This is a genomic window from Myxococcus sp. CA023 (assembly GCF_010998615.1).
Taxonomy (GTDB): domain Bacteria; phylum Myxococcota; class Myxococcia; order Myxococcales; family Myxococcaceae; genus Myxococcus.
The window spans coordinates 31924-40051 of the sequence record NZ_JAAEAH010000084.1 but is presented as its reverse complement, the minus strand read 5'-3'; the positions used below and the strand labels follow the sequence as shown (position 1 = coordinate 40051).

Below are 8128 nucleotides of genomic sequence, written 5' to 3'. Positions count from 1 at the left end.
TTGTGAACCCGCCCCTGGTGGATGGAACCCAGGTAGCTGTCCAGCGAGATGCCCTGGCCGCCCCCCTTGTCCTTCCCCTTCCCCTTCTCCGACTTCAGCGCGGGCCGATGGTCCCAGTACGCCTCCGGGTCGAAGCCCGCGCTCCGCAGCTCGGCGAACGTCTCCCGCCACTGCATGGCCTCCGCCACCAGCGCGTTGGAGCGGGCATGGTCCGAAGCGGGGACGTTCTCCGCGGCGTCCAGAATCGCGCCGAGCGCCTCCGTGGCTTCGTCATCCGCGGCCTGGGACTGCTGATAGGCGGCACACAGTGCTTCCAAATGGCCCAGCTCGGAGGACGCCGTCGCGGCGGCGACCTCCACCTCCTCCACGACCAGCGCCTCCTCGCCGCTGTAGATGAGCCGCAGGTCGGAGACGAGCGGCATGTGGTCGCTCAGCTTCTTCGCGGCGGCCATGACCTCTTCCCAGCGCGCGTCATCCGAGCCCGTGAGCTTCACGCCCGGGGCACGCAGGTGGTCGAAGAGCCGCTCATCCTCGGACAGCTTCGCGTCCTCCAGTTGGATGAGCCGCCAGAACGGCTGGAGGTGCTTGGGCAGCAGGTCGCCGTGGATGAAGAAGAGCCCCTTCTCCTTCTCGTCTGCGAGCGCCATGGGAAACGGGATGACGTAGACCGACGACTGCTCCAGCATCCAGCCATCCGTCCGCCGCGAGTACACGAGAATCTTGTCGTAGCCGCTCGCCCCGTAGCGCTGCTGCGGCGGGGTGATGAACGACTCGATGAGGGCCAGCACGTCCTCCGCGGACGAGAACATTGGCCGCAGCTCGTGCCCCGTCGACATCTTGAAGGGGGCGAACATCTCCGGCTTCACCCGGCTGTTGACGAAGCTTCGGAGCGTCTTGAGCGAGCCGTCCCCGAACGCATTCTCGCTGTCCACGGCCCAGCTGCCGAACTTGCTCTTGGCGATGGTCGAGAGCTGGGGCGCCATGTCGTACAGGTGGCTCGCATCCGCCTCCGGCCCCAGCAGCGTCTGGAAGAACTGGTGGAACGACAGGCGCTCCACGCAGGTGTCGATGTACGGCGTGCCATCCTTCGCGAGCTCGGCCTTGGGCCGCGCGGTGTCGATGTTCAGGTCCGAGAGCACCACGCCGAGCACCTTCTCCTGGCGCTCGTCCTTGCAGTACTGGAGGAAGGCGCGAAAGTCCGTGCCGCGCGCGTTCTTGTTGCGGTCTCCCGGAGCGGGAGGATGCCACGCCACCACGCTCACCTCGGGCGCGTTCTTCACCTGCGCCAGCCGCACCGGAATCCGGATGGGCTCCCGCTTGCTGTAGAGGCTCTTGACGGTCTGCGCCCGCGCGTCCTCCGCCTCGTCGTCCCCCATCGTGGTGTCGACATCCATCGACGGGGATTCGCCACCCGGCGAGCGCTTCGCCACGTAGGCACTGAGGTACGAGATGGCCGATTCGTCCACGTCCAGCTTGGACTTCCGCCACAGGACGCCGTACGCCTCATCCTGGGTGTAGAGCCCCTTGACGGGTTTGTCGGGCACCTCCGCGGGCCACGACGCATAGACCTCCTCACCGCGCGCCTTGCACTGGTCGTTCAGCGCATCACGGATGCGAAGGAACTCGCGCAGCCCCGCGTGCGACTCCGGCGCGTCCTCCACCTCGCCCTTGCGCTCCTGGTACTCGGCGAGCTTCTTTTCGTAGACGCGCTGCAGATGCGCGTCGTTGGAGCGGTGCAGGATGTTCTCGAGGACCTGCTCCTGCCTGGCCGGGACATCCTCGGCGTCCAGGCCCGCGATGACCGCCAGGTAGCGGTGGAACAGGATGCCGCAGTGCTCGCGGAGAAGCGTGATGCCAAGCTTCGCCAGCTCGTCCCGCTTCGCCTTCTCCTTCGCCTCCGCGCCTCCCTTCTTCGAGTCCTTCTCCGTAGACGTGTAGCGGTTCGCGTGGGGCTGGAGCCAGTCGTAGTAGCCCTCCTCCACGAGCAGCCGCACGCAGAGCAGGCAGTAGGCATCCAGCTTCGCCTGCTTCTTCCCGAGCACGTCGATCGACGTCGCGACGAGCGCCTCGGGCGGATCCTCGTCTCCTTCGTCGTCCTCGCCCTTCGCCCTCTGCGCCAGAGGCTTACCGAAGCGCTTCACGAGGTCTGGCTCACATGCCGCCCAGGCCGCATCGAGCCGGCCCTCGATGATGCCTAGCTTGTCGGTTTCCAGCGCCCGCGAGGTCTCGCTCCACTCGATATGGGAGGGGTCCCACGCATCCGCGTCCGTGCCCTGCTCGTCACGTGGCCAGATGGTCCGCCGCACGTGATCCGCGAAGTGCTTCGCCAGGTCGTTGAGGAGCGCCGCCTCCTGCTCCGAAATCCGACCGACCTGCGTGTCGGGGGCGGTCTTGACCTGGTAGCCCTTGGGCTCGACGAATGCCGACGCCAATCGCATCAACACCGGAAGCTTCGTTCCGCTGCCTCCGCGGCCCGTATGCTGCTTCATCTGGACCGGCGGCTTGGGCTCCACCAGACGGATGCCACCCTTCTTCTTCAGCTCCAGGATGGTGACGATGTCGGCGTTCGCCGTGCGGATGACATGGGCCAGGGCGGCAATGGTCCACGGCTTGCGCACCGGGAGCGTTCCACTCGGGCCTCCGCCCAGGTCCGCGATGTTCCACAGGAGCGTCCGCAGTGGGAAGCTCGGCGGAACCACGGGCTTGTCGGAGACGGTGGTCTCCGCACCCAACGGGACACAGCGCTCCTCGGCGACGTCGTCGCCCATCGTGTTGGACGGTGGCGACTCCGGGGGCGTGATGTCGTCGGTGACCAGCGATGCCCGGAGCGTCTCATCACGCATCTCGTTGCTGGAGAGCCGGTACGACTCCTCGTCGTCCAGGAAGTCGCCCAGGACGTCGTCGTAGTCGCCGCTCTCCAGCCGCTCGGCCTCTTCCTGAGCGTCCTCCTCGAAATCGGCCCCCATCGAGTCGAGGGGGCGCGGAGTGCTGGAAGGGGCCGAGACCAGCACCGCGCCGCATTCCAAGCAGCGCGGCGGCGTCACGGACAGGTCGCGCATCGTGCCGAGCGCGCAGTTGGGGCACTGCATGACGAAAGACCTCCGGTGCTACGAGCGGTGCAACAGGCCCAGCGCGGCGCAGGTCGCCTCGTCGGCCTCTCCGCTCGGAGGCAGCCCGAGCGCGTACTGGAACCACTCCACGGCCAGGCGCGTCTTCGGGCCGAACTGGCCACGCTCGCCGCCACAGGAGAACCCCAGGTTCTCCAGCCGCTCCTGCAAGCCCTCCGGAGCGCTCGTCGCGCGCAGCGCCGCGAAGCGCAGCGTCACCTTGCGCTCGTCGTCGCGGCCGGGCGACACCGTCACCTCGCCCCGCGCCGCACGTGCGGGCAGTACCTGCGCCATGCGGCCCTCCGCGTCCGTCATGCCCTCGCGCGCGGGCAATTCCTCCTCGTCGTCCAGCCACACCTTCAACAGGTAGGGCTGGTGCGCTCGGGGGTGGTGCGTGCCGTCGCGCAGCACCACCACCAGGGACAGGGGAAGCCCGATGCGGTGAACCACATGCCGGAAGCCGGTCTCCACCGTCGTCCACTCATGGGAGAACGGCAGCACCTCCACACGCGTTCCCGGAGCGGGAGCCACCTCCGGGGTGAGCGGCTGCCCCGTGCTCGCATCGATGAGCCGCGAGGGACGCACACCCAGCCTCGCCGCCAGCACCGCGAGCGACTCCGTCCCTTCGCACGTCCAGGACAGCGGCTTCGGCCGCGAGACGGAGCCCCAGCGAGGCGCGGCGCCCGCGGCGCGCGGAGGCAGGGGAAGCCGGCCGAGCACCCGCCACAGCGCGGGCTCCACGTCGAGCAACCGGAAGCGGTAGCGCCCCTCCTCGAGCCCCTCGAACAACGCGACGCCGTGCTCGTCGGTGCGCGTGCGCAGCGCCTCGTCCGCCGTCCCCTGCGCCAACTCCACCGCCACGCCGGACAGCGGCGTCTCGCGGTCATCGACGACGACCACCTCCACCTGTCCCTTGCCCGCCTGCAATGGGCATGGAGCAACCGCCGGGTCCTGCCGTGAAGTCGAAGAAGGGGGCATGAGACATCCCAGGGAGTGGAAAAGTCAGCGGCCCTCGCCGGGCGTGGCGTGGCGGAGGCGGAAGGCCGCTTCCTTCCGCTGGTTCTGCGCTGCCACGTCCTCGCGGCGACGGCGCTCGCGCACCACGCGGTGCAGACGCGCGACAGGGTCCGAAACGGAGGCGTCATCCAGCCACGACCGCATCCATGCGTGGCGACGCTGTGACTCGAAGTCATCCCCCAGCGACTCGGCGAGCTGCACGTAAACGCGCACGTCGTCGAGCGAGAAGACGCCCCGGTCCACCACCCTGCGCACCACCGGCTCGAGCCGCTCGCGGGTCCAGCCAGGCTCCGCCGCCGAAGGCTCCGCGAGGAGCGCCGTGACGAGCTGCGCGATGCGGCTATCCATCGCGGCGCTGCGCAACGAACTCATCTGCGACTCGCGAATCCGCAACAACGTTGAAACCGTCCCGATGGAGTGACGCGAGATTATTTCTGTTTTACGCAAATCAAACAAGGTGCGACGACGCGCTCCGCGAAGAGCACCACGGCCTCCTGGAATTCGTCGGATTCACGCGCGAAATTCCGGAGTTCGACACCGCGCCGCGCGAAGGTGGCCCCTGCGCGGTTGGAGGACCCACGCCCCGTGGAGGAACATCCGATGACGCCCGTGGACCGGACCTGGAAGTACCCCTCCACACGCAGAGACGCGCGGAGCGGCTACACGCTGCACGGACAGCGCTTCGACGACCCCTACGCGTGGATGGAACAGCTCGATGCGCCGGAGACGCAGGCGTGGATTTCCGAGCAGGAAGCCCTCACGCAATCGGTGCTCCACGCCCTCCCTGGACGCGAGGCACTGCGCGAGGCAATCACCCGCTCCGCGCGGCATGAACGCAGGTCCCCGCCCATTCCCGCCGGTCCGGGGGGGCGTGAGTTCCTCTGGCAGGCAGAGGCCCGCGACGACAAGCTCAAGCTCCTGCTCCGGCGCCACGAAGGAGCGCCGTTGGAGACGTTGATCGACCCCAATACGTGGGCGAGCAACGAGGTGCTCGTCTTCGCGGTCCCCTCCCCGGATGGCGCATTCGTCGCGTTCGGCAAGGCCGTGGGAAGCGCCCACGGCGCATTGATTCACATCCTCGAGGTCTCGACGGGGAGGCTGCTGCCGGACCGCCCCCGAGGCACCAGCCACGCCTCGGTGGCCTGGCGGCCCGATGCATCCGGGTTCTTCTACGCCGCGAATCCCGACCCCGGCGAGGTGCCCACGGGCGAAGAGGCTCACTGGAACGCCGTCTACGAGCACCGGCTGGGCTCGGGCGCACCCGCCCGGCGCGTCTTCGGTGACGACCACGAGAAGGAGTACTGGTGCACCGTCAAAGTGAGCGAGTGCGGCCGCTTCGCCGTGCTCGCGAAGTGGGACTACGTCCACGCCAACGTCATCACCCTGCTGCGCCTCGCGGATGATGCGCGCATCCCCGTGGCAACAGACATGACCTCCCTCAATCAGGTGCAGGTCATCGGGGAGTCCCTGCTCATCCATACCGACCTCGACGCACCACGAGGCAGGCTCTGCACCGCGCCGCTGACGACGCCCACCCAGTGGCGGACGCTCATCCCGGAAAGCGAGCACACCCTTCAGACTGTCGCAGGCGTCGGCGGCCGGCTCTACGCCGTCTATTCACGCGCGGCGTCGCACCACGTGCGCATCCACGCCGAGGACGGCACCTGGCTGCGCGACCTGAAGCTCCCAGCCCTGGGCGCCGTGAATCGCAACGAGGGCGAGGGAATCGTTAGCGGCGTCAGCGGCGCATGGCGGGGCGACGAGGTGTGGGTGAACTTCATGTCGTACGTGCAGGCCCCCTCTGTCTATCGCTACGACTACGACGCAGACCTGCTGACGCCGTACCACGTCCCCGACGTCGGGCTCGACGCGTCCGAATACGTGACGGAGCAGGTCTGGTACCCGTCGCTCGACGGCACCCGGGTGTCCATGTTCCTCGTCCACCGGAAGGACCTGCCGCGCGACGGACAGTGGCCCGTGAGGCTGAGTGGCTACGGCGGCTTCAACATCTCCGTGGAGCCGCGCTTCACGCCACTCCAAGCCGCCTGGCTGAAGTGGGGCGGCGTGCTGGCCTTCGCCAATATACGGGGCGGCGGAGAGTACGGCCGCGCCTGGCACGAGGCGGCCCTCAAGACACGTCGGCAGAACGCCTTCGACGACTTCATCGCGGCGGCGCGCTGGCTCGTCTCGGAGGGCTACACGGTGCCTGACCGGCTGGCCTCGCGAGGAAACAGCAATGGTGGGCTGCTGGTCGCCGTCACCGCCATGCAGGCCCCAGCCTCCTTTGGTGCTGTCTTCTGCCGCGCGCCCACGCTCGACATGCTGCGCTTCCCGAGCTTCGGCTACCTGAGTTCGGCCACCGTCGAATACGGCTCACCCGAGGACCCGGTTGAGGGGGCCTACCTCGCGGGGTACTCGCCCTACCACAATGTCAGAGCCGGGCTTCGTTACCCCCGGATGGCCTTCGTCGCCGCGCTGAACGACCGGACCGCCCCTCCCCACGACCCGCTGAAGATGGTCGCCAGACTTCAGGCAGAAGGCACGCAGGGCGGGCCCTTTCTCCTGCTCCCGCTTCGCGACTCCGGGCATGGGGGCGGCACCACCCTGACGGCACTCATCGAGCAGGACGTCGACGAGCTCTGCTTCTACTGTGGGGCGCTCGGCGTCTCACCGGGTTGAGGCACCTGCGCCGAAGGGCCCGAACCCCAGAGGCGCCGCAAGGCACGCCAGCGCGACAGCGAGACGGCCCAGGGCCTTGCGAATGAAATCCGCGGGGGACTGGCTCCGGAAATGAACGCCTGACGTCAAGCACCCCACCACCCCAGGGAGTCTTGATTCGAGAATCAACGCGCGTTATGTCGGAAATCCCTAGATTGACAGCCCTTGGGGGAAGTCTGGGGATTCGGGGCAGCCATGCCATCTGACGCATCCACCGTTAGCGATTCTCGCGCCCAGTCCCAGGATTGGCGGGCGCGCACCCAACGGAGCGTGGTCCAGCTCGTGGGATGCGTGGGCGCCTATGTCCTGCTCGCGGGGGCCAGCTATGTCTTGTTCGCCCAAAGCCTGGTGGGCGGCGTGGCGCTGGCGGTGCTCGCGGGCGTCGTGCTCGTCCGGGTCTTCATCCTCCAGCACGACTGTGCCCACCGCTCGCTGTTCCAGCGTCCGGTGACGAATGACCGGGTGGGCGTGGTGCTGGGCATGCTGACGCTGGCGCCGCACGCGTACTGGCGGGCCATGCACCTGGTCCACCACAGCACCAGCGGAGACCTCGACCGGCGCGGCGTGGGCGACATCGTGACGATGACGGCCCAGGAGTACCTGGCGCTCAAGCCCTTCCAGCGCCTGCGCTACCGGCTGTACCGGCACCCCGCGGTCCTCCTGGGCGTGGGGCCCATCTTCCAGTTCCTGCTGCGCTTCCGCATGCCGGGCATCGTCGCCAAGGAGCGCAGGCCCGAGCGCCGCTCCATCCTGGTGACGAACCTGGCGCTGGTGGCCGTCCACCTCGCGTTCCTGGCGCTGGGTGACTGGCCCCGGTGGCTGGTGGTGCACCTCATCATCACCCAGGTGGCCGCGGGCCTGGGCATCTGGCTCTTCTTCGTGCAGCACCAGGTGGAGCGGCCCTACTGGGTTCCCCGGGCGCAGTGGTCCCTGAAGGGCTCGGCGCTCCAGGGCAGCAGCCACCTGGTGCTTCCACGCGCCTTCGAGTGGCTCTTCGGCGCCATCAATCTGCACCACGTCCATCACCTGAAGCCCCAGATTCCCAACTACCTGCTGCGCGGCTACATGGAGCAGCACGGACTGGCCGAAGAGGGCGTGAAGCTGGGCCTGCGCGACTCGGTGCTCGCCTTCCGCCTCAAGGTGTACGACGAGGCCACCGGCAGGATGACGGGCTTTCCCCCTGTCCACGCGGGCCATGCCAGGACACCGCTGGCCTCCCCGCCCTCCATCGAGCCGACAGGTCAGCTGGGCCGACTGCTGACCTTCTCCGGCGAGGAACGCTGAAA

4 protein-coding genes and 1 pseudogene are annotated in these 8128 nt (G+C 68.2%); 2 read left to right on the top strand and 3 right to left on the bottom strand.

The window, feature by feature from the left end; translation table 11 throughout:
* The 3 genes and pseudogenes from F8M74_RS30325 to F8M74_RS30315 all read right to left on the bottom strand — a co-directional run.
* A pseudogene (locus F8M74_RS30325) lies at positions 1 to 3089 on the bottom strand (hypothetical protein); the annotation flags it as partial.
* An 18-nt stretch (positions 3090 to 3107) separates the two neighbouring features.
* Positions 3108 to 4085: a peptidoglycan-binding protein gene (locus tag F8M74_RS30320; RefSeq protein ID WP_216620431.1), complete on the bottom strand. Its 978-nt coding sequence runs from the start codon at positions 4083 to 4085 to the stop codon at positions 3108 to 3110.
* Positions 4086 to 4109: 24 nt separating this feature from the next.
* Complete coding sequence (locus F8M74_RS30315) at positions 4110 to 4496, bottom strand: hypothetical protein (protein ID WP_228559783.1); 387 nt, start codon at positions 4494 to 4496, stop codon at positions 4110 to 4112.
* Between the two features lie 213 nt (positions 4497 to 4709).
* On the opposite strand from F8M74_RS30315, the gene F8M74_RS30310 reads away from it, so the two are divergent.
* Both F8M74_RS30310 and F8M74_RS30305 read left to right on the top strand, forming a co-directional pair.
* The gene (locus F8M74_RS30310; RefSeq protein ID WP_228559781.1) at positions 4710 to 6803 is read left to right on the top strand and encodes a prolyl oligopeptidase family protein; all 2094 of its coding nucleotides are present in this window, start codon (positions 4710 to 4712) and stop codon (positions 6801 to 6803) included.
* Positions 6804 to 7037: 234 nt separating this feature from the next.
* Entirely contained in the window at positions 7038 to 8126 is a 1089-nt protein-coding gene (locus F8M74_RS30305; protein WP_141254753.1) for a fatty acid desaturase, read from the top strand.
* Positions 8127 to 8128 lie beyond the last annotated feature (2 nt).